Here is a 20,846-nt window from a genome sequence, read left to right on the forward strand (position 1 = left end):
GACGGCGCGTCGGAACGGAGTGTGCAAGCACACACGCGCCCCTCGGCGGGGGAGCCGCCGAGGGGCGCGTGGTGGTGGGCCGTCAGCCCTTGGGCTGGGCCGTCAGGTCGTAGAGCGTGGTGGAGCCGACGGTCTTGGCGGTGAAGTTCTCCGTCACCCAGGAGGCGATCTCGGAGGACCAGTTGGAGCCGCCCATGCCGCCGCCGCCCATCCCGCCGCCGCCGATGAACCAGTGCACCTTGCCGTCGGCGACGTACTGCTTGAACTGCTCCAGGGAGAGGGAGGGGTCCGAGCCGTTGAAGCCGCCGAGCGCCATCACCGGTTCGCCGCTGGCGAGTTGGTAGCTGGCCTGGTTCTGGGAGCCGACCGCGGCGGCCGTCCAGGTGTACTTGTCGGCGTCCTGCCTGAGCAGCTGGGCCACCTCGTCGCTGACCTTGGCGCCGTTGAGCAGGCCGCCCATGCCGCCGGTGCTGAAGCCGAACCGGGCCTCGCCGCCGCCGGGGAGCTGACCGGTGCCGCCGGGGAGCTGGCCGCCGCCCTGGGGGAACTGGCCGTTGCCGCCCGGGAGTTGGCCGCCGCCCTGCGGGAGCTGGCCGTTGCCGCCCGGGAACTGCCCCGTGCCGCCCGGGAACTGGCCGCGCCCGGTGCCGCCCTGCGGGAAGCCCCCGCCGTCGCCGTTCATCCGCATCCGGGGCCCGCCGCCGCCCGGCCCGAAGCCGTTGCCGCCCTCGACCCGGGGGCCGGCCGTCACGATGGAGCCGGTGTGCGGGGTCGCGACGGTCTCGACCGCGTAGGCCGCCGGACCGCCGAGGGCCGCTGCCAGGGCGGCCAGGCCGGCCACCGCGCCGAGCCGGGCGCCGGTGCGGCCGGGCAGGGTCAGCACGGGGGCGAGGGCCAGCACGAGCGCCGCCACCAGGCCGACGGCGAGCACGGCCCAGCGCAGCCACGGGAGGAACTCGGAGCTGCGGCCGAGCAGGACGTAGGCCCAGACCGCCGTGACGGCGACGGTCAGCGCCAGCAGGGTCGCGTACGGGACCCTGGCCCGGGCCCGCCAGAGGCCGTCCGCGCCCATGCCGACCAGGGCGGCGACCGCCGGCGCGAGGGCCACGGTGTAGTACTGGTGGAAGATCCCGGACATGAAGCTGAAGGTCAGGCCGGTGCAGAGCAGCCAGCCGCCCCAGACCAGGAAGGCGGTGCGGGCGCCGTCGGTGCGCGGTGCGCGGCGGGTGGCCCAGAGGCCGAGCAGCAGCAGGATCAGGGCGGCCGGCAGCAGCCAGGCGATCTGGCCGCCGATGTCGCCGTCGAACAGCCGGCTGATGCCGGTGCTGCCCCACATGCCGCCGCCCTGCCCGCCGCCGGGGCGGCCTCCGCCGCCGACGCTGCCGGTCTCCTCGCCGGTGATCCGGCCGAGGCCGTTGTAGCCGAAGGTGACGGAGAGGAAGTCGTTGTCCTGCGAGCCGCCGATGTAGGGGCGGGAGGAGGCCGGGACCAGCTCGACGACGGCCACCCACCAGCCGGCGGAGACGATCAATGCCAGCGCGCCGTAGAGCAGTTGGACCACCCGTCGGCCGAGACCGGTGGGTGCGACCACCAGGTACACCAGGGCGAGGGCGGGCAGCACCAGGAAGGCCTGGAGGGTCTTGGTGAGGAAGCCGAAGCCGAGCATCACGCCGACGAACACCAGCCAGCGGGTGCTCGCGGTCTCGGTGGCCCGGACGGTGCCGTAGGCGGCCAGCGTGAGCAGCAGCACCAGCAGCGCGTCCGGGTTGTTGAAGCGGAACATCAGCGCGGCCACCGGGGTGAGCGCCAGCACCGCCCCGGCCACCAGGCCGCCGAGCGGGGAGAACCGGCGGCGCACCGTCGCGTACACGGTGGCCACGGTGCCCACCGCCATCAGGACCTGGGGCATCAGCAGGCTGAAGGAGTTGAGGCCGAACACCCGGGCGGAGAGCGCCATCGGCCAGAGCGACATCGGCGCCTTGTCGACGGTGATGAAGTTGGCCGCGTCGGAGGAGCCGTAGAAGAAGGCCTTCCAGCTCTGCGAACCGGCCTGCACGGCCGCCGAGTAGAAGGAGTTGGCCCAGCCGTTGGCGGTCAGGTTCCAGAAGTAGAGGACCGCGGTCAGGGCCAGCAGGCCGAGCAGCGCCGGGCGGGCCCAGGCCGGGTCGTCGGGGCGGCCGCGCCAGGTGCGGGCCGGGAGGGTGGCCAGCCGGGCGGACCAGGTGGCCGGGCCCTTGGGGCCGGTGGCCGGCAGCGGGAGGGAGGGGAAGAGCGGGGGGGACCTCGGCCCGGGCCGGTGGCGTCGGGGCGGCGGGCGGCTCCGGCGGCGGGTAGTTCGCAGCCTCGGGCCACGGTTCGCTGGTCGGAGGTGGGGAACTGGTCGTGGTCATGGGGATACGCTCGGGCGTCCCCCTGAGATTCCGATGAGGGGCGGCTGTGAGCCGCTTTCAAATCCGGCCGCCCCGTTCCCCGGCGGGGCTCAGGCGGACTGAACCTGCGTCAGGTGCTTGCCGAGCCATTCCAGCGCGGGCGGGATCTCCCTGGTCCAGGTGTGGAAGTTGTGGCCGCCGCTGTCCAGGGTGATGGTCGCCATCCGGGTCGGCGCCTTGAAGTTGGCGACCATCTCCTTGGTGGCCTGGTAGTTGTACTCGTTGTAGCTGGTGGCCAGCAGCAGCGAGACCGCCGGGGCGGGCCGGTTCTTCAGCAGCCAGACCAGGTCGTTCTCCTTCTTCAGCTGCTCGTCCCCCTCGAACAGGTCGCCGGTGGTGGCGTCGATCGGGGTGGTGTAGTAGCCGGAGAGCGAGATCGCCGTGCGGTACGAGTCCGGCTTGCGCAGCGCGAACTTGAGGGCGCAGTACCCGCCGGTGGAGTTGCCGATCGCGACCCGCTGGTCGGGCTGGTCCGACACCCGGTAGGAGGCGGCGACCGCCTTCGGCAGGTCCTCGGTGAAGTACGTCTCCACCTGCGGGCCGCGCGGGACGTCGACGCACTCGGTGTCCCGGTTGCCGACCACGGTCGGACGCATCATCACCAGCACGGTCGGCGGCAGCTTGCCGGACTCGATCGCGGCCAGCGTGGAGGCCGGGTACTCCAGCAGCGAGATCAGCTTCTCGGCCGACCCCGGGTAGCCGGAGAGCACCAGCGCCATCGGGAACCTGCGGTGGTCGTAGTCGGTCTGGAAGTACTGCGGCGGCAGGTAGACGTAGGCGTCGCCGCTGATGCCGGACTTGGCGCCCTTGATGGTGACCTGTTGGATCACCCCGGCCCGCTCGCGGGAGGAGCCCTGCGAGGAGTACACCTTCTGCTCCCCGCGCAGCGCCACCGCCTTGCCGGGCTGCTGCTCCACCACCACGCCGGGGCTGCCGCTGGTGCCGAGCAGGTCGGTCCAGCTGGTGTAGAAGCCGAAGTAGGAGTTGGCCACCAGGCCCATCGCGGCCAGCAGGGCGACCTGCGCCACCAGGAAGGCGCCGATCCGCCCGGCCCAGGCCTTCCACCCCTTCCCCGCGAGCCGCGGCCAGAGCCACATGGTGAGCACGAACGCCACCACCGCGAGGACGACGGCGACGATCTGGATCGGGGTTCCGGTCAAGCTGGGCACTTGCTGATCGTAGATGAGAGATTCCTGTGTCCGGTGCTCCGGGGCCCCGGACTGCCCCGTTCCGCACCGGGTCTGCCCCCGCGATCACGCCGGGGCTGCCCTCCCGCTCGTGCTATAAACGGCCGCATGAGCGAAGCCCTGGCGCGGCGGCCCGCGACGCTGGAGGACGTGGCCCGGGAGGCGGGGGTCTCGCGATCGACCGTCTCACGGGTGATCAACAACATCCGGAACGTGGACCCCGAGCTCCAACAGGTGGTCCGGGACGCGGTGGCCGCCACCGGTTACGTCCCCAACGCGGCCGCCCGGGCCCTGGTGACCAGACGGGCCGGGGCGGTGGCGCTGGTCTTCTCCGGTGCGCCCGGGCAGGGCGAGATCTTCACCGACCCCTTCTTCGGACGGGTCGTCAGCGGAGTGATCGGCGCGCTGCGCCCGCTCGGCGTGCACCCCGTGCTGATGCTGGCGGACGACGCGGCGGCCCGCGAGGAGGTGCTCTCCTTCCTCCGGCAGGGCAACGCCGACGGCGCGATGCTGGTCTCCACCCGGGCCGGGGACCCGCTGCCCGGCCGACTGGTGGAGGCCGGGCTGCCCGTGGTGGTCTTCGGCAGCCCGCCGGAGGGCCTGGCCGACGGGCTGAGCTGGGTCGACCTGGCCAACGTCGAGGGCGGCCGGCTGGCCGCCGGGCACCTGCGGGACCGCGGCTGCCGCCGGATCGTCTCCATCGCCGGGCCCTCCGCGATCTCCGCCGGGCGGGACCGGGAGGCGGGGGTGCGCGAGGTGCTCGGTGACCTGCCGTCGGCCGAGGGCGACTTCGGACAGGCCAGCGGGGCGGCGGCGATGGCGCGGCTGCTCGCCGCGCACCCGGACCTGGACGGTGTGGTGGCCGCCAACGACCTGATGGCCCGGGGCGCGGTCGCGGTGCTCGCCGAGCACGGGCGGCGGGTGCCGCAGGACGTGGCGGTGGTGGGCTTCGACGACAGCAGCGCGGCCACCGGCGGGCTTCCGCTGCTGTCGACGGTCCGTCAGCCGGTGGAGCGGATGGCCGCCGAGATGGCCCGCATCCTGCTGGAACGCGTCGCCGACCCGGCCGCCGGGCCCGCCTCGGTGGTCTTCGAACCGGAGCTCGTGGTCCGCGAGTCCGCCTGACCGCCGAGGGCCGGAAGGGGAACGGCAACACGTGCAACTGGCTCACGTGCCCCGATCCCACGCCGGTCCGCCTTCCGGACTCGCGCAGTTCCTCGTGCCCCTGACGGGTCAGGTCACGCAGAAGCCGTAGGGGCGGGAGCCGAACTCGCGGCCGTCGGCCGTCCTCGCACGGACGTCGAGGTAGTGGTCGCCGCTCTCGGTGGGGGTCCAGGTGAGGGTGGCCCGGCCGTGATGGCGGGCCGGAAGGGTGTGCTCCTCGCCGCCGTCGACGGAGTAGACGTAGGAGACCACGCCGGGCGTGTGCGGGGTGAAGGTGAAGGTGCCCGGGGTGCCGACGCCGCCGCCGCACCGGTTCTCCGGGTAGACCGCCGAGCCGACGCCGGTGGCGACCGCCTCGCCGCTGAACCACCAACGCTCGTCGCTGATCCAGCCGTTGGCGCTCCGGCTGGACACCCGGAGGCTGGTCCCCTCGGTCAGCAGGACCGGAAGGACGGCCGTGCCGTCCTTCCTCGCCGCCACCTCGACCGTCCGGGTGTCGTCCTCCGACTCGATCTCCACCGCGTAGGAGACGATCCGGCTGACGGACTGCGCGTGCGCGTTCGGGGTCAGCCGCAGCGGCACGGTGGTGCCCAACTCGACCAGCGGCGGGACGGCCGCGACGGACGGGGCGGTGGACCGCAGGTTGAACTGGTAGGTCACCCGGGAGGACTGGTTCATGGACCGGTCGAGGGTCACCACCGTGAGGGTGTGGCGGGAGAACCAGCCGGCCGGCGGCAGCAGCTTGACGGTGGCCCGGCCGCCGAGCCGGTCGGCGCGGACGTAGTGGTCGGCGTCGGCGTACGGGTCGGTGGGCTTGGGGATGCCGTACTGGCCGATCGCGGTGCCGTGCACCGGCAGCTCGCCCCAGGAGAACTCGAACCCGGCCACGTCCCCCGTGCCGTTGGCGTCGAAGGTGAACTCGACCGGCTCGCCGCCGTCGCTCCACTTGCCCTCGGGGTAGTTCGAGGAGGTGACCAGCGGCGCGGTGGCCGGGCGGGTGTTGTCGACGGCGAAGTAGCACGGTGCGGACCAGCCGGAGACCTCGCTCCCGGCCACGCTGCGCACCGCCCAGCCGTAGGTGGGGCCCTCCGTGAGCGCCGCCATCGGCACGGTGACCGGGGCCTCGAAGCGGGTGCTCACCTCGGTGCTGGTGAGGGTGGCGGTCCGGGCCGGGTCCTCGACGGGCCAGAACCGGTACTCGGCGGCCAGGTAGGGGTGCCCGGTGGGGTCGGTGTGCTGCGGGACTCCCATCAGCTCGACCCCGTTGCCGCCCCACAGCCGGGTGGGGGCTCCGGGCGCGGTGGAGCAGAAGTTCAGCCCGTTGAACAGGTCGGTGGGAACGGCCGCGCCGGTGGTGGCACCGGCCGGAGGTGCGGTGAGCAGGACGAGGGCGAACGTTCCGGCTGAGGCCAGTGCCGTGCGCACCCTGGAACCGGTGAATCCGGGCATGTGTGATTTCCTCCCCCGTGGAAGGCCCGTTTCGGCGGGCCGGGGGAAATGTTAGGTGAATTCCCTTGCTGTTCAAGGGAATTGACCGTAACAATGCCGCACCGATGGGTCGGGACTTCCGACATTCGGGGATGAGGTGGGAGACTCGGGGCAGATCCGATGAGAGGAAGCGCGATGGGATTCAAGCGACTGCTGGCCGGTCTCGGGGCCGGTGGTGCCTCGGTGGAGACGGTCCTCGCCGACCCGAACGTGCTGCCCGGAGGCACGCTCCACGGTGAGGTGCGGATCCAGGGCGGCAAGGTGGACCAGCGGATCGAGGGGCTGACCCTCAGCCTCCAGGCCAGGGTCGAGGTGGAGAGCGGCGAGGGCGAGCACCACCAGGACATCCGCTTCCAGCCGACCCGGCTCGGCGGGGAGTTCGAGCTCAAGGAGGGCGCGCTGCACGCCGTGCCGTTCGCGATTCCGGTGCCGTGGGAGACGCCGGTGACGGCGGTCGGCGGGCAGCAGCTGCGCGGCATGGTGCTCGGCGTGCACACCGAGCTGGCGATCGACCGCGCGGTGGACGCGGGCGACCTCGACCCGATCGTGGTCCACCCGCTCCCGGTGCAGCAGGCGATCCTGGACGCGTTCGGCCGGCTCGGCTTCGGTTTCCGGAGCGCGGACCTGGAGCGCGGCCACATCCGCAACACCCGCCAGCGGCTGCCGTTCTACCAGGAGATCGAGTTCTTCGCGCCGCAGCAGCAGTACCCGGGCCTGAACCAGGTCGAGCTCTCCTTCGTGGCGGACGAGCACGCGGTGGACGTGGTGCTGGAGATGGACAAGAAGGGCGGCCTCTTCACCGAGGGGTCCGACACCTTCCGCTCCTTCACCGTCGCGCACGCGGACGTGAACGCCACGGACTGGGCCGGGTACCTGCACCAGTGGCTCCATTCGGTGGGCGGTCAGCGCGGCTGGCTCTGATCCGACCGGTCCCGCGCCTACGGTGACGGGATGTCAGTGAGTCGCAGGGCGCTCCTCGGCGGGGTGACGGTGGGCCTGGTGGCTGCCTGCGGCGGCCCGGTGACGGCACCACCGTCACCCGCCGCGTCCTCGGCTCCGCCGTCCTCCGACCCGCTGAGCCCGTCGCCGAGCCCGTCGCCCTCCCCGACGCCCGCGCCCCCGCCGACCCGGGCGGAGGTGCTCGCCCGGTACGGCGGGCAGCCCGCCGGGCGCTGGGGGACGGACGTGCCCGGCGTGCTCGGCCGCCTGGAGGGGGAGGAGGTCGCGCTCACCTTCGACGCCTGCGGCGGCCCCGGGGGCAGCGGCTGCGACGAGGCGCTGCTGCGGACGCTGCGTCAGCACGCCGTGCCCGCCACCCTGTTCGTGAACGCGCGCTGGCTGGCGGCCGATCCGGGGCGGGCCCGGGAGCTGGCCGCCGATCCGCTGTTCGAGCTGGCCAACCACGGCACCGCGCACCGCCCGCTCTCGGTGGACGGCCGCTCCGCGTACGGGATCGCCGGGACCCGGGACGTCGGCGAGGTCTACGACGAGGTGGCCGCCAACCACCAGGGGCTGGCCGAACTGACCGGCCGTCCGCCGCGCTTCTTCCGCTCCGGCACCGCGCACTACGACGAGACCGCCGTCCGGGTGGTCGGTGAGCTGGGCGAGCGGGTGGCCGGGTTCACCGTGAACGCCGACGCGGGGGCCACCTTCAGCGCCGCCCAGGTGCGGCAGGCGCTGGCCGCGGTCGGCCCCGGGGCGATCGTGATCGCGCACGTCAACCGGCCCGGGCACGGCACCGCCACCGGCTTCGCCGCCGCGCTGCCGGAACTGCTCGGTGCCGGGCGGAGGTTCGTACGCCTCTCGAATGGTGTAGACCACCTGGGTTAGCCGCTATCGTGCCGGTCAACCACCGGGAGGGCCAGCCATGACCACCACCAGTACCACCACCGAGCGAGTGCGCACCGTCCGGGCCGGGACGGCCTCCGGCGAGGTGATCCGCTGCGGGGTCTCCGACGCGATGCTGGCCGAGCTGGCGGTCTCCGTCGTCTTCTTCTACGACCGCCCGCTGGACGAGCAGCGGCTCGCGGACGGCCTGGCGGTGGCGCTGGGCCGGGTGCCGATGTTCGCCGGACGGCTGCGGAGCACCGGTGCGGACCTGGAGATCGTCTGCTCCGACGCGGGCGTCCCGATGGTCTCGGCGGACGCCCCCGAGGCCCTGGGCGAGGCGCTCGGCCGGATGACCCTGGCGGCCTCCGGGTACGTCGACCACGTCGCCGCCCAGGCCGTTCACGAGGGCGAACTCCCGCTGTTCACCGTCCGGTTGACCCGCCTCGCGGACGGCGGGACGGCACTGGGGTGCTCCTGGCACCACGTGCTCGGGGACGTCCAGACCTTCATGACCCTGATGCGGGCCTGGTCGGCGGCGGTGGACGGCGCCGAGCTGCCGGAGGTGCTGCCGGTCGAGGACCGGGAGGCGTACCTGGCCTCGGTGCTGCCCGAGCGGGACTCCGGGCGGCTGGGGTTCAGGATCCCCGGGCCGGAGGAGGCGGAGCTGCTGGGCCGGGAGTTCGCGGTCGCGGCCCGGGCCAACCGCACCGTACAGGTGTACTTCACCGACGCCGAAGTCGCCCGGCTGCGGGACGGGTTCGAGGAGTCGGCGGGGCGCCGGCTGTCGGTCAACGACGTGCTCTGCGCCCATGTGGTCACCGCGGTCCGCCGGCTGGACGAGGACCACGAGGCCCGCACCCTGGTGCTGCCGGTGAACGTGCGCCGCCACCTGGGCCTGCCGGCCGGCGGTCTGGGCAACGTGCTGGGGGAGATCGTGCTGAGCTGCCCGGCCGACGCCGATCCGGCCGCACTGGCCGCCGAGATCCGGGCCGGGGTGGAGGGATTCCTCACCGACCACCTCAGCCTGCGGACCAACCGTGACTTCCTCGCCGGGCTCGGCCGGGAGCGGCTGCGCGAGTGCGTCCCGCTCGGCTTCGACCCGGAAGCCAAGACCTTCACCCTCTCCACCTGGTCCCGCTCCGGGGTCTACGAGCTGGCCTTCGAGGGGCACCGGCCGATCGCCTTCAGCCCGGCCGCCAGCGTCCAACTCCCCTGGGTTTCCTGGCTGGTGGAGGGCTTCGAGGGGAGCGGTCACCTGCTCACCGTCTCGCTGCCGGTCCGGCTGGCCGGCCGGCTGCGCACCGAGGCGGGGCAGGCCCTGCTGCACTCGCACCGGGCGGCCGACGAGCAACTCCCGGCGATCGCGCGGCAGATGAAGAAGCTGGCCTGACCACGGGCCGCAGGCCGCCGGCCCGCCCCCACCTCCGCCGAGGTGGGGGCGGGCCGCCGCGTCAGCGGGCCGGGGTCACGGGAAGGAGACCACGGTGGACGGGGTGGTGCCGGTGCCCGAGGTGGCGGCGCCGGTGGAGTTGACCACGTGGTTGTACTGGCCGTTGCCGCCCAGCGAGACCACCGAGAGGTCGTGGAACTTCACGCCCGGGCGGACCGGGGCCTCGAAGCCGTGCTCCTGACGGATGCTCGGGTCCACGTTGTAGTAGCAGTAGCTGCCCAGGCCCCAGCCCTCGTGGGTCTGGACGTCCGGGCCGACCCGGTAGGCGGCGTAGCCCTGGGTCGAACCGTTCTGCACCGCGGCCTGGTTGGGGGCGTCGTAGGCCTTCTCGTTCTGGAAGAAGATGGTCTTGCCGCGCTCGCCGAACCACTGGACGTCGTACTTGTTGAAGTGCTCGACGAACAGACCGCTGGTCAGCACGTCGTCGCCGTTCACGATCAGACCGTAGTCCGAGCGGTTGGTCTCCCAGCCGACGCCGTCACCGTGGTCGGCCCGCCAGAGCCAGGTGTGGTCCACGATCACGTCGTCGCTGTTGACCACGACGGCCGTGGTGGCCTTGCCGGCGCCCGCGCCGCCGACCCGGACGAAGACGTCCTGGACGGTGGTGGGGTTGGCGGTGTGGTCGGCCGAGGCGCCGGTGGGCCCGACCTCCAGCAGGGTGGGGGAGTTGACGGTGCCGGCGTCGATCAGGAAGCCGGCCAGCTTCACGCCGTCCACGTCGGCGACCTTCATCGCGGTGACGCCGTTGTCCGGGACGAGGGTGGCCAGGCCGAGGCCGAGCACCACGGTGTCCGGGCGGGTCACGTTGATCGTCTGGTCGACGTGGTAGACGCCGGGCGTGAACAGCAGGTTGAGGCCCTGGGCCAGCGCCGCGTTGATGGTGGCGGCGGTGGCGCCGGCCTTCACCACGTAGAACTGGGAGAGCGGGATGGAGCTGCCCTGCGGGGTGCCGTTGCCCCAGCTGGTGCCGCGCGCGTCGGTGCGCTTGGCCGGGACGAAGACCTTGTAGTCGGCGCCGTCCAGGTAGAGGAAGGGCTTCTCCCGGGAGACCGGGGTGGTGTCCAGGGTGGTGTAGGCGGGGTTCGGGAAGCTCTGCGCGGGAGCGCCCTGGACGCCGGAGAAGACCTGGTTCCAGACCGAGTTGGAGAAGCCGCCGATCGAGCTGTCCCGGGTGTACCACTGCTGCTGCGAGTAGTTGCCGATCTGGCCGTCGATCTTGCTGTCGGCGATGTACCCGCCGCTGGCCCAGCCGTAGCCGTTGGGGGCCAGGTTGAGGCCGCCCTTGACGTGCATCCGGCGGAACGGCGCGGCCTGGGCGACGGCCCAGCGGTCGGTGCCGCTCACCGGGTTGAGGGCCAGGTTCTCGGTGGAGCGCCAGAAGTTCTGGGTCGCGTTGCCGTTGAACCAGCCGGCGTCCACGGTGACGTCACCGTTGATGGTGGTGTCGTCGGGGGAGAGGCCGAGGCCGCTGACCGAGGTGTAGAAGCCGACCTGGGCGTTGAGGTTGTTGTACGTGCCCGGCTTGAAGAGGAACTGGTAACGCCCGCTGCCGAACTGGGCCGACTCCTGCTGCTGGAAGACCTGGTCCAGCTTGGCCTGGATGTTCGGGGTGGACGGGTCGAAGACGATCACGTTGGGGCCGAGGTCGCCACCGCCCTGGATCGGGGGCAGGCCGGTGCCGGTGTTGACCTTGAAGTCCCAGAGCGAGTAGCCGTACCCGGTGCCCCGGGTCAGGCCGTTCATCCGGACGTAGCGGCCGGAGCCGGAGACGTCCAGGGCCTCGGTGCCGCCCGCGCCGTTGGTGGTGCTCTGGATGGTGGTCCAGGCGTTGCCGTCGGCCGAGGTCTGGATCTGGTACGACTTCCCGTACGCGGCCTCCCAGTTGAGCACCACCCGGCAGAGCTGCTGGACCGAGCCGAGGTCCACCTGGAGCCACTGCGGGTCACTGGCCGCCGAGGCCCAGCGGGTGCCGGAGTTGCCGTCGGTGGCGGCCGAGGCCGGGGTGCCGCCGTTCTCGGTGGAGGAGGCGGTGGTGGGGCGGCCCTGGGCGGCGTCGGTGGTGGAGCAGGTGGAGCCGCCGGTCTGGGTGCCGAAGACCTGGAACTCCCAGAGCGAGTAGCCGTACCCGGTGCCCCGGGTCAGGCCGTTCATCCGGACGTAGCGGCCGGTGCCGGTGACGTTCAGGGTCTCCACACCGCCGGTGCCGTTGGTGGTGGTGTGGATGGTGGTCCAGGCGTTGCCGTCGGCCGAGGTCTGGATCTGGTACGACTTCCCGTACGCGGCCTCCCAGTTGAGCACCACCTTGCTGATGGTGGAGCTGGCGCCGAGGTCGACCTGGAGCCACTGCTGGTCGCTCGCGGCGGAGGACCAGCGGGTGGCGGTGGAGCCGTCCACGGCGAGGGCCGCGGCGGTGCCGCCGTTCTCGGTGGAGGAGGCGGTGACCGTCTTGCCCTGGGAGATCAGGGCGTCGGCGGCGTGGGCGGTGGTGCCGGGCAGGGCGAGCAGTGCTCCGGAGAGCAGTGCCAGCGTGGTGGCGGTCGCGGCCGTGCCGCGTGCCGAGGTGAGCCTCACGGGCTTCTCCTGCGGTGGGTGGGGGGGTGGGGGTCGGGAGGCGCGGGCGGTGGACACTACACACCGGCGGATCTTCGGAGAGCGCTCCCCGGTGGGAGTCTGGAGGGCCCAACTCGCGGCTGTCAAGCACCCGGTGGAAACCTGACGGAAACCGGGAAGACCCGACGTGTACGCCCAAGTGCGGGCTCCTGGAAGGGAGTTCGCGCAGGTGGGGGACCCTGCGCGTACCCGTGCGGACGGCCTCCGGAGTTCGCCGTGCCGCCGCCCCTCGCCCCGTCCGGATCTCGCCCCGTCCCGCTCCCGCGTCTCGGGCCGGAGATCCGCCGGAGGCGGCGACTCCGGTCGGCAGCCGGTTCCCGCTACGCGGGGGCGAGCCGGCGGAGCTCCCCGCCCGAGGTGAGGAAGTGCGTCAGCGGCAGGGTGGCCGCGCCCACCGTGACGGCGTCCGGGCCCAGCCGGCCCAGGGTGATGGTGGTCTGGGCGCGCGGGAAGCGCAGGGCGTACTCGGTGGCGGCGGCCTCGATGCCCGGGAGCAGCCGCGGCCCGAGCAGCAGCCCGGCCCAGCCGCCGATCACGATCCGTTCGGGGTTGAAGAGGTTGACCAGATCGGCGATGGCCGCGCCCAGGTACTCGGCGGCCTCGGCGAGCAGGGCCTCCGCCGCCGGGTCGCCCGTTTCGGCGGCGGCCAGCAGGGCGGCCAGGCCCTCCTTCTCCGAACTGCCGGGCGGCGCCGCGCCCCACCGCTCGACCAGCGCCTCCGCGCCGACGTACGCCTCCAGGCAGCCCTTGGAGCCGCACCGGCAGAGCCGCCCGCCGACGTGCACCTTGGTGTGGCCCCACTCGCCCGCGCTGCTGGTGGCGCCGCGGAAGCGCGAGCCGTCGGCGATCACGCAGGCCCCGACGCCGGAGCCGAACAGCGCGACCACCGCGTGCCGCGCACCCTGCCCGGCACCGAACCACATCTCGGCCTGCCCCAGGGTCTTGGCGCCGTTGTCCACGTAGAGCGGCAGGTCGGTGCCGGCCCGGAGCAACCGGCCGAGCGGCACGGCGTCCCAGCCGACGGTCTGGCTGTGCACCACCACGCCGTACCCGTCCGAGTCGGGCTCGCCCTGCTCCACGATGCCGGGCACGCCGATGCCGACCCCGAGCACGGTGCCGCGGTCCACTCCGGTGCGCTCCAGCACCTCGCCGATGCCGGTGAGCATCAGCTCGACCACGTGGTCCACGTCGTGACCGTGGTCGGAGAGCGGGTGGTCGCTGGCGGCCAGCTCGGTCAGCGCCAGGTCGAAGAGCGCGACCCGCACCTGGGTCTCGCCCACGTCCACCCCGATCAGGTGCGCCCGGTCGGGGGTGACCTGGAGCAGGATCCGCGGGCGGCCGCCGTCCGAGTCGACCGAGCCGCACTCCTCCACCAGCCCGTCGGCGATCAGTTCGCCCACCACGTTGCTGACCGAGCCGCCGCTCAGGCCGCTGATCCGCCCCAACTCCTGTCTGCTCAGCGGACCTTCGAAGTACAGCCGGTGCAACAGGGTGGAACGGCTGCCCCGTCGCAGGTCACGGACGGTCTGCTTGCCTCGCTCTGCCATCTGGTCTCCCTCCTGACTCGAATCTATCGCTGCGCGGACTCTTGACGCCAGCTTTTCTCACACGTTAAATCACGGTCCGAAGTAAGCATCTGAGCTCGCGGTTCCACGGCGGCTCACACTTCCCCCGAATCCCACCACCCACTCGTCCGAGAGGGACACGGTCATGCGCTTCCACCGTCTCGCCGCAGCCACCGCTCTGGTCTCCGTCCTCACCCTGACCGCCACCGCCTGCGGCGGCGGGTCCTCCTCCGAGGGCGGCGACAACAGCGCCCCGAAGGAACTCACCTACTGGGCCAGCAACCAGGGCACCAGCCTGGAGAACGACAAGCAGGTCCTGGAGCCCGAACTGAGAAAGTTCGAGCAGCAGACCGGGATCAAGGTCAAGCTCGAGGTCGTCCCCTGGTCCGACCTGCTGAACCGGATCCTGGCCGCCACTGCGTCCGGCCAGGGCCCCGACGTGCTGAACATCGGCAACACCTGGTCCGCCTCGCTGCAGGCCACCGGCGCCCTGCTGCCGTTCGACGAGGCCACCTTCGGCAAGATCGGGGGCAAGGACCGCTTCACGCCGTCCACCATCGCCTCCGCCGGCGCGGCGGGCAAGGACCCGGCGGCCGTCCCGCTGTACTCCATGGCCTACGGCCTCTACTACAACAAGAAGCTCTTCCAGCAGGCCGGCATCGCCCAGCCCCCCGCCACCTGGGACGAGCTGCTGACGGACGCCCAGAAGCTCACCAAGGACGGCAAGTTCGGCCTCGCCATCGAGGGCGGCAACGTCTCGGAGAACGTCCACCACGCCTTCGCCTTCGGCAAGCAGCACGGCGCCGACTGGTTCGACGCCTCCGGCAAGCCCGCCTTCGCCACCCCCGAGGCGGTCGCCGCGGTCAAGCAGTACGTCGACTTCATCGCCAAGGACAAGATCGTCGCCCCCGGCAACGCCGAGTACGCCGCCAACCAGTCGGTGACCGACTTCGCCAGCGGCAAGGCCGCGATGCTGATGTGGCAGGCGGCCGGTGCCTCGCTCAAGTCGCACGGCATGGCCCCCGAGGACTACGCCGTCGCGCCGATCCCGCTCCCGGCGGGCGCCACCGGCGCCAAGGCCACCACCTCGATGGTCGCGGGCATCAACCTGGCGGTCTTCAAGAACACCAAGAACACCGACGGCGCGCTGCAGTTCGTGAAGTTCATGACCAGCAACGAGGAGCAGGTCCAGCTCAACAAGACCTACGGCTCCATCCCGCCGGTCAAGGAGGCCCAGGCCGATCCCGCCTTCTCCACCCCGGAGTTGAAGACCCTGGCCACCGTGCTGCAGACCAGCGCCGCCCCGCTGCCGCAGGTGGCGAACGAGAGCCAGTTCGAGACCCTGGTCGGCACGGCGGTGAAGAACCTGCTGGCCGCGGCCGCCTCCGGCAAGCCGGTCACGGACGAGTCGGTCAAGGCCGAACTCACCAAGGCCCAGCAGCAGATGCCGGCCTAGAGCTCCCGGCTGTTGGGGGGCGGCGTCACGACGCCCGGGCTGTCGCCTGGACGGCTTCTCCTCAGTCGCCGCAGCTCCGCTGCTACTCCTTCGTCGGCGCCGCCCAGACTCGGCCCGGACGCCGCTCCTTCTCCCACCCCCCAACAGCCGGAAGCTCTTTGATCTGATGCGACAGCGATTCGGCCGACGTGCCCTGCCCTACCTGCTCCTGCTCCCGGCGCTCGCCCTGGAGCTGCTGATCCACCTGGTCCCGATGGTGGTCGGCATCGCGATGAGCTTCAAGCAGCTCACCCAGTTCTTCATCCGGGACTGGTCGGCCGCGCCCTGGTCCGGCCTCGCCAACTACCGCGTGGCGGTGGACTTCGACGCACCGATCGGCCGATCGCTGCTGCACTCGTTCTGGGTCACCTGTACGTTCACCGCCCTGGCGGTCGGGCTCTCCTGGCTGCTGGGGACGGCGGCGGCGGTCTTCCTCCAGCAGGAGTTCCGGGGGCGGGGCCTGCTCCGCACCCTGTTCCTGGTGCCGTACGCGCTGCCGGTCTACGCGGCGGTGATCACCTGGTCGTTCATGTTCCAGCGGGACACCGGCCTGGTGAACCACTTCCTGGTGGACCAGCTCCACCTGCTGGACGAGAAGCCGTTCTGGCTGATCGGCGAGAACAGCTTCTGGGCCCTGGTGGTGGTCGCGGTCTGGAAGACCTGGCCGTTCGCCTTCCTGACCCTGATGGCCGGCCTGCAGAACATCCCGCGCGAGCTCTACGAGGCCTCCGCGATCGACGGGGCCGGGGTCTGGCAGCAGATCCGCCGGATCACCCTGCCGTCCCTGCGGCCGGTCAACCAGGTGCTGGTGCTGGTGCTCTTCCTCTGGACCTTCAACGACTTCAACACCCCCTACGTGCTGTTCGGCAAGTCCGCCCCCGAGCAGGCCGACCTGATCTCCATCCACATCTACCAGTCCTCCTTCGTCACCTGGAACTTCGGCTCCGGCTCGGCCATGTCCGTGCTGCTGCTGCTCTTCCTGCTGCTGGTGACGGCGGTCTACCTGTTCGTCGGCTCGCGCCGGAGGGACGCCGATGCTTAAGCCTCCTTCGTCCTTCCGCTGGGCCCGCCGGGTGTTCCTCACCCTGCTGACCGCCTTCGTGCTGGCGCCGGTGCTGGTGATGCTCAGCTCCTCGCTCAAGCCGCTGCGCGACGTCCAGGGCCCGTTCCGCTGGATCCCCAGCGAGCTGACGCTCCGTCCGTACGTCGACATCTGGACGACCGTCCCGCTGGCCGACTACTTCGTCAACTCGCTGATCGTGTCGGTGAGCGCGACGCTCTGCTCGGTGGCCATCGCGGTCTTCGCCGCCTACGGCGTGAGCCGCTACCGCTTCCGCGGCCGCAAGCTCTTCACCGTCACGGTGCTCTCCACCCAGATGTTCCCCGGCATCCTCTTCCTGCTGCCGCTCTTCCTCATCTTCGTGAACCTCGGCAACGCCACCGGCATCGCCCTCTACGGCAGCCGGGGCGGGCTGATCCTCACCTACCTCACCTTCTCGCTCCCGTTCTCGATCTGGATGCTGGTCGGCTACTTCGACTCCATCCCGCGGGACTTGGACGAGGCGGCGGCGGTGGACGGCTGCGGCCCGCTGCGCACGCTGCTGCGGATCGTGGTCCCCGCGGCCACCCCCGGCATCATCGCCGTCTCGGTCTACGCCTTCATGACCGCCTGGGGCGAGGTGCTGTTCGCCTCGGTGATGACCAACAAGACCACCCGCACCCTGTCCGTCGGCCTCCAGGGGTACGCCACCCAGACCGACGTGTACTGGAACCAGGTGATGGCCGCCTCCCTGGTGGTCAGCGTCCCCGTGGTCGCCGGATTCCTCCTGCTGCAGCGCTACCTGGTGGCCGGCCTCACCGCCGGCGCCGTCAAGTGACCCTCCTCTCCGTCCCCTTCGAAAGGCAAGCTGACATGGAACTCCGTTCTCTCCCCGACGACTTCGTCTGGGGCGCGGCCACCGCCGCCTACCAGATCGAGGGCGCCGTCGCCGAGGACGGCCGGGCCCCGTCGATCTGGGACACCTTCTCCCACACCCCGGGCAAGGTCGACAACGGGGACACCGGTGACGTGGCGTGCGACCACTACCACCGCTGGCCGGAGGACCTCGGCCTGGCCTCCCGGCTGGGCCTGGGCGCCTACCGCTTCTCGATCGCCTGGCCCCGCGTGGTGCCGCAGGCCGACGGCGTGGTCAACCCGGCCGGGCTGGACTTCTACGACCGGCTGGTGGAAGCCCAGTTGGAGGCCGGCCTCACCCCCTTCCCGACCCTGTACCACTGGGACCTCCCGCAGGCCCAGCAGGACCGGGGCGGCTGGGCCGAGCGCGCCACGGCCGAACGCTTCGCCGAGTACGCGGCCGTGGTGGCCGAGCGCCTCGGCGACCGGGTGACCAACTGGGCCACCCTCAACGAGCCGCTCTGCTCCGCCTGGATCGGCCACCTCGACGGCAACATGGCCCCCGGCATCAAGGACCTCACCACCGCCGTCCGGGCCTCCTACCACCTGCACCTCGGCCACGGCCTCGCCGTCCAGGTCCTGCGGGAGTCCGTGCCGGGCGCGAAGATCGGCATCGTCAACAACCTCAGCACCATCGAGCCGGCCTCCGGCTCGGCCGCCGACCTGGCCGCCGCCGTCCGCGCCGACGGCCACATCAACCGGTGGTGGCTGGACCCGGTCTTCGGGCGCGGCTACCCCGAGGACATGGTCAAGCTCTACGGCGTCGAACTCCCGGTCCGGGAGGGCGACATGGAGCTGATCGGGGCCCCGCTGGACTGGATCGGCCTGAACTACTACTTCCGGCAGTTCGTGACCGACGACCCGTCCGGACCGGCGCCCGGCTTCCGCCAGGTGCGCGGCCCGAACGCGGAGCACACCGCGATGGACTGGGAGGTGCACGCCCCGGGCCTGGAGGAGCTGATCCTCCGTCTGTCGAACGAGTACGGCGCCTCGAAGATCTACGTCACCGAGAACGGGTCCGCCTACGCCGACACCGTCACCCCCGAGGGCGCCGTCCACGACCCCGGCCGCACCGCCTACCTGGAGCAGCACCTCGCCGCCTGCGACCGCGCCGTGGCCCAGGGCGCCCCGCTGGCCGGGTACTTCGCCTGGTCCCTGCTCGACAACTTCGAGTGGGCGTACGGCTACGACAAGCGCTTCGGCCTGGTCCACGTCGACTACGAGACCCAGCGACGCACCGTCAAGACCAGCGGCCTGCGCTACGCCGAGCTGATAGCGGCCCACCGCAGCCGCTGAGCGGAACCATCTGAGGCCGGCCGGGGGACCACCCCGGTCGGCCCTTCCACGTCCGGCCTCCGGTCGTAGACTCCGTGGAGTCCGGAGGCGAGGAGGGGCAGTGGAGGCATGGATCTCCGTACTGGGTGGGGACCCGGTGCGCGAACTTCAGGAACTCGACGGGTGGTTGAACGAGGAACCGGAGCTGCGGGGGAAGGTGCGGCCGCGGGCCGCCCGGCCGGGGCACGGTGAACTCGGCGCGCCGTACGACGTGTTGATCGCGGCGATCGGCAGCGGCGGGGTGGTCACCGTCCTGGCCGGATCGCTGCACGGCTACCTGACCCGCCCGCGCGGCGCCGACGTGCGGATCTCGGTCTCCTCGCCGGACGGGCGGAGCGTCGAGCTGGAGGCCCAACGGGTCGAGGACGTCGAGGCCTTGCTGCGCCAGGTGATCGCCGCCACGGAGGAGCCCGGCAGGGCCGGGGCCGAAGTCGAGGGCGGGGGACGGGGCGAGGTCGAGGCATGAGCCGGGCGGTCGACCCGGGGCGGTCGCGGGTGGTGCTGATCGGTACGTCGGCCTACCGCGACGAGCGGCTGCCCGATCTGGGGGTGGTCGCGGCCGGAGTCGCCGATCTGGAAAGGGTGTTGACCGATCCCGGGCTCGGCGGCTTCCCGGCGGAGCACTGCCGCACCGTGCCGCCGGACGCCGACCTGGCCCGGGTGGGGGAGGAGTTGGCGGCCGCTGCCGAGGAGGCGGAGGACCTGCTGCTGGTCTACTTCGCCGGGCACGGCCTGATCGACCGGCGGGGCAAGCTCCACCTGGGTCTGGCCGGCACCCACGTCGACCGGCTCCCCTACACCGCCCTGCCCTTCGAGGCCGTCCGGGAGACCTTCCTGGACAGTCGGGCGGAGAACCGCGTGCTGATCCTGGACAGCTGCTTCAGCGGCCGGGCGGTGGGCCGTCCGATGGCGGAGTCGTCGCAACCGCACCTCGCCGAGCTGGAGGTCTCCGGTGCCTTCACCCTCACCTCGGCCCCGGCCAACCGGGCCGCCCTGATGCTGGACGGCGAGCCGCACACCGCGTTCACCGGGCGGCTGCTCCGGCTGCTGGAGGAGGGCAGCCCGCAGGCCGGGCCGATGCTCACCCCGGCGGACCTGTTCCGGCACCTCCGTGCCCAACTCGCCGCCGAAGGGCTCCCGTTGCCGCAGCACCTCGGCACCGACACCGCCGGTGAGCTGGGACTGGTCCGCAACCGGCAGGCCGGGACGGGCCATCGGCCGCCGGTGGGGCAGGCGCTCCCGGTCCTGGTGCACGCGGCCGTCACCGGGCCGGCGTCGCCGGTTCGGGAGGCGGTACCCGAGGTCGCGGAGCGGGCGGTCGAGGAGGCGCTCCGGCACACCGCGCGGGCGGACACCAAGCAGCTGCGGCGCATCCTCCTCGCCGCCGTCGCCCCGGTGGTCGCCAAGGCCTCGGTCGAGCAGGCCCTGGGCATGGCCGCCACCGTCTCCGACCCGGACCGACGACAGTCGATCACGGCGGACATCGCCGTGGTGCTCGCCGCCGAGGACCCCTTCAGGGCCATCGACATGGCACAGAGCCTCTGGGAGCCCTACCGGAGCGAGGCCATCATGGAGAGCGCCCGGGTCGACGGCCACCGCGACCGGGCCGACGGACTGTACCTGCTGGACACCTACTTCCTGTCCGACAAGCGTCCGAGCCGGAAGAGTTCGGTCCGCTGGGAGGACGTGGTGCGCTCGGTCGCCGCCTTCGCGCCGGACCGCGCGGAGGAGCTCGCCGACGCCCTGCCGGAGGGCTACTCCCGCACCGTGGCCCGCGCCCGCGTCGCCCTGGCCCTGGCAGCCGCGGACCCCGGCCGCGCCCTCCGGCTGCTGCCCGACCACTGCAGGCCCTGGGAGACGCTCTCCGTCGCCGAGGCCCTGGCGGCCGTCGACCCGGACCGGGCACTGGCCTTCCTCGCCCCCCATGCGGACCAACAGGCCTACCCCCACGCCCTGGTGGGCGTCTGCCGGGCGGTGGCCGCCACCGATCCCGGGCGGGCCGCCCGCCTCGCCGACACCATCACCGATCGCTCCCGCCGCGCCGAGGCCCTGGCCGCCGTGGCCGTCGTGGCCGGTGCCGCCGACCCGGGCCGTGCCCTGGAGATCACCCGCACCATCGGCGACCCCGAGGCCGAGCAGGCCGCCCGCGCCGATCTGGCCCCCGTCCTGGCCGCCACTGACCCGCAAGGCGCGATGGCCCTGGCGGGCACCGTCACGGACAGCCCCTGGACGGTGTACGCCCTCACCGGGATCGCCGCCGTCCTGCTCGGCGCCGGCCACCGCCGGAGCGGTGCCGCCGCCCTCGCGGCAGCCCTTCGCTGAACCACGGGGACGGCGGC

General features: G+C 72.3%; 15 protein-coding genes. 10 read left to right on the forward strand and 5 right to left on the reverse strand.

Going from position 1 to position 20,846, the window contains the following annotated elements:
* Positions 1-82: 82 nt before the first annotated feature.
* Both ABD946_RS33005 and ABD946_RS33010 read right to left on the reverse strand, forming a co-directional pair.
* Positions 83-2,254: an ArnT family glycosyltransferase gene (locus ABD946_RS33005; RefSeq protein WP_425558762.1), complete on the reverse strand. Its 2,172-nt coding sequence runs from the start codon at positions 2,252-2,254 to the stop codon at positions 83-85.
* Positions 2,255-2,479: 225 nt separating this feature from the next.
* Positions 2,480-3,598: an alpha/beta hydrolase gene (locus ABD946_RS33010; protein WP_345289329.1), complete on the reverse strand. Its 1,119-nt coding sequence runs from the start codon at positions 3,596-3,598 to the stop codon at positions 2,480-2,482.
* 126 nt (positions 3,599-3,724) lie between these two features.
* Here ABD946_RS33010 and ABD946_RS33015 point away from each other — a divergent pair, with 126 nt between their 5' ends.
* Positions 3,725-4,741: a LacI family DNA-binding transcriptional regulator gene (locus ABD946_RS33015; protein WP_345289330.1), complete on the forward strand. Its 1,017-nt coding sequence runs from the start codon at positions 3,725-3,727 to the stop codon at positions 4,739-4,741.
* A gap of 108 nt (positions 4,742-4,849) precedes the next feature.
* Here the strand turns inward: ABD946_RS33015 and ABD946_RS33020 are convergent, their stop codons facing one another.
* On the reverse strand, positions 4,850-6,229 hold the full coding sequence (locus tag ABD946_RS33020; protein ID WP_345289331.1) for a hypothetical protein: 1,380 nt from the start codon (positions 6,227-6,229) through the stop codon (positions 4,850-4,852).
* Positions 6,230-6,403: 174 nt separating this feature from the next.
* On the opposite strand from ABD946_RS33020, the gene ABD946_RS33025 reads away from it, so the two are divergent.
* The 3 genes from ABD946_RS33025 to ABD946_RS33035 are packed head-to-tail and all read left to right on the forward strand — an operon-like array spanning position 6,404 to position 9,488.
* Entirely contained in the window at positions 6,404-7,189 is a 786-nt protein-coding gene (locus tag ABD946_RS33025) for a sporulation protein (RefSeq protein ID WP_345289332.1), read from the forward strand.
* 30 nt (positions 7,190-7,219) lie between these two features.
* The gene (locus tag ABD946_RS33030) at positions 7,220-8,098 is read left to right on the forward strand and encodes a polysaccharide deacetylase family protein (RefSeq protein ID WP_345289333.1); all 879 of its coding nucleotides are present in this window, start codon (positions 7,220-7,222) and stop codon (positions 8,096-8,098) included.
* A 37-nt stretch (positions 8,099-8,135) separates the two neighbouring features.
* Positions 8,136-9,488, forward strand: coding sequence for an acyltransferase (locus ABD946_RS33035; RefSeq protein WP_345289335.1), 1,353 nt, complete (start codon positions 8,136-8,138; stop codon positions 9,486-9,488).
* 75 nt (positions 9,489-9,563) lie between these two features.
* Here the strand turns inward: ABD946_RS33035 and ABD946_RS33040 are convergent, their stop codons facing one another.
* Positions 9,564-12,119, reverse strand: coding sequence for a discoidin domain-containing protein (locus tag ABD946_RS33040; RefSeq protein WP_380148833.1), 2,556 nt, complete (start codon positions 12,117-12,119; stop codon positions 9,564-9,566).
* 359 nt (positions 12,120-12,478) lie between these two features.
* Positions 12,479-13,705, reverse strand: coding sequence for an ROK family transcriptional regulator (locus ABD946_RS33045; protein WP_345289336.1), 1,227 nt, complete (start codon positions 13,703-13,705; stop codon positions 12,479-12,481).
* A 163-nt stretch (positions 13,706-13,868) separates the two neighbouring features.
* Here ABD946_RS33045 and ABD946_RS33050 point away from each other — a divergent pair, with 163 nt between their 5' ends.
* The 6 genes from ABD946_RS33050 (at position 13,869) to ABD946_RS33075 (ending at position 20,829) form a co-directional block, all read left to right on the forward strand.
* Positions 13,869-15,179: an ABC transporter substrate-binding protein gene (locus ABD946_RS33050; protein WP_345289337.1), complete on the forward strand. Its 1,311-nt coding sequence runs from the start codon at positions 13,869-13,871 to the stop codon at positions 15,177-15,179.
* Positions 15,180-15,225: 46 nt separating this feature from the next.
* Positions 15,226-16,260 carry a carbohydrate ABC transporter permease gene (locus ABD946_RS33055; protein ID WP_380148937.1) on the forward strand — a complete coding sequence of 345 codons (1,035 nt, stop codon included), beginning with the start codon at positions 15,226-15,228 and terminating at the stop codon, positions 16,258-16,260.
* The gene (locus ABD946_RS33060) at positions 16,253-17,095 is read left to right on the forward strand and encodes a carbohydrate ABC transporter permease (RefSeq protein WP_345289338.1); all 843 of its coding nucleotides are present in this window, start codon (positions 16,253-16,255) and stop codon (positions 17,093-17,095) included. Before ABD946_RS33055 ends, ABD946_RS33060 begins: the two co-directional genes overlap by 8 nt.
* Before the next feature lie 35 nt (positions 17,096-17,130).
* On the forward strand, positions 17,131-18,468 hold the full coding sequence (locus ABD946_RS33065; protein ID WP_345289339.1) for a GH1 family beta-glucosidase: 1,338 nt from the start codon (positions 17,131-17,133) through the stop codon (positions 18,466-18,468).
* 136 nt (positions 18,469-18,604) lie between these two features.
* The gene (locus ABD946_RS33070) at positions 18,605-18,973 is read left to right on the forward strand and encodes an effector-associated constant component EACC1 (RefSeq protein ID WP_345289341.1); all 369 of its coding nucleotides are present in this window, start codon (positions 18,605-18,607) and stop codon (positions 18,971-18,973) included.
* A complete protein-coding gene (locus ABD946_RS33075; protein ID WP_345289342.1) occupies positions 18,970-20,829 on the forward strand; it encodes a caspase family protein in 1,860 nt (619 codons plus the stop codon). Before ABD946_RS33070 ends, ABD946_RS33075 begins: the two co-directional genes overlap by 4 nt.
* The last annotated feature ends 17 nt before the right edge of the window (positions 20,830-20,846 follow it).

Origin of the sequence: Kitasatospora albolonga (genome assembly GCF_039535905.1) — a bacterium.
GTDB lineage: Bacteria > Actinomycetota > Actinomycetes > Streptomycetales > Streptomycetaceae > Kitasatospora > Kitasatospora albolonga.

Excerpts from the sequence above, each read along its gene's own strand:
- ABD946_RS33025 (WP_345289332.1), top strand. The coding sequence starts at position 6,404 with ATGGGATTCAAGCGACTGCTGGCCGGTCTCGGGGCCGGTGGTGCCTCG.
- ABD946_RS33015 (WP_345289330.1), top strand. The coding sequence starts at position 3,725 with ATGAGCGAAGCCCTGGCGCGGCGGCCCGCGACGCTGGAGGACGTGGCC.
- ABD946_RS33045 (WP_345289336.1), bottom strand. The coding sequence starts at position 13,705 with ATGGCAGAGCGAGGCAAGCAGACCGTCCGTGACCTGCGACGGGGCAGC.
- ABD946_RS33060 (WP_345289338.1), top strand. The coding sequence starts at position 16,253 with ATGCTTAAGCCTCCTTCGTCCTTCCGCTGGGCCCGCCGGGTGTTCCTC.
- ABD946_RS33050 (WP_345289337.1), top strand. The coding sequence starts at position 13,869 with ATGCGCTTCCACCGTCTCGCCGCAGCCACCGCTCTGGTCTCCGTCCTC.
- ABD946_RS33030 (WP_345289333.1), top strand. The coding sequence starts at position 7,220 with ATGTCAGTGAGTCGCAGGGCGCTCCTCGGCGGGGTGACGGTGGGCCTG.
- ABD946_RS33065 (WP_345289339.1), top strand. The coding sequence starts at position 17,131 with ATGGAACTCCGTTCTCTCCCCGACGACTTCGTCTGGGGCGCGGCCACC.
- ABD946_RS33075 (WP_345289342.1), top strand. The coding sequence starts at position 18,970 with ATGAGCCGGGCGGTCGACCCGGGGCGGTCGCGGGTGGTGCTGATCGGT.
- ABD946_RS33035 (WP_345289335.1), top strand. The coding sequence starts at position 8,136 with ATGACCACCACCAGTACCACCACCGAGCGAGTGCGCACCGTCCGGGCC.
- ABD946_RS33020 (WP_345289331.1), bottom strand. The coding sequence starts at position 6,229 with ATGCCCGGATTCACCGGTTCCAGGGTGCGCACGGCACTGGCCTCAGCC.